The organism is Streptomyces sp. MK7 (assembly GCF_032658145.1).
Classification (GTDB): Bacteria; Actinomycetota; Actinomycetes; order Streptomycetales; family Streptomycetaceae; genus Streptomyces; species Streptomyces spiralis.
Window position 1 is genome coordinate 1 of record NZ_JAVACL010000165.1, and the last position, 398, is coordinate 398.

The following is a 398-nucleotide window of genomic DNA, read 5'->3' on the forward strand; positions in this document are numbered from 1 at the left end:
GCACCGACGCGACGACGGCCGCGCGGCCTGATGGCCGAGCACCGGCTGCCCGCCCTGCTGGTCGTTGACCACACCGGCGCACCCAAGGCCATCCTGCCCGCATCACAGATGATCAAGATCCTGGTGCCCGGGTACGTCATCGAGGACCCCACACTGGCCGCCGTGGTCGACGAACGCCACGCCGACCGGCTGTGCCAGGCACTCAAGGGCCGCACCGTCCACGACTGCCTGTCGCAGAGCGTTCCCCCTCCCCCCATCGCCCCACCCGACGCGACCGCCCTCCAAGTCGCGGCACTCATGGCACAGGTCCGCAGCCCCCTCGTCGCAGTCGCGGAGAAGGACACGACCGGTACACGACTCCTGGGCGTGATCACCGCCTCCCACCTGCTGGAACGGCT

At 70.4% G+C, this 398-nt stretch carries 1 protein-coding gene; it reads left to right on the plus strand.

The window, feature by feature from the left end; translation table 11 throughout:
* Positions 1 to 398, plus strand: a 398-nt coding sequence (locus R2S09_RS40315; RefSeq protein WP_399145757.1) for a CBS domain-containing protein, incomplete at both ends; no start/stop codon positions are given.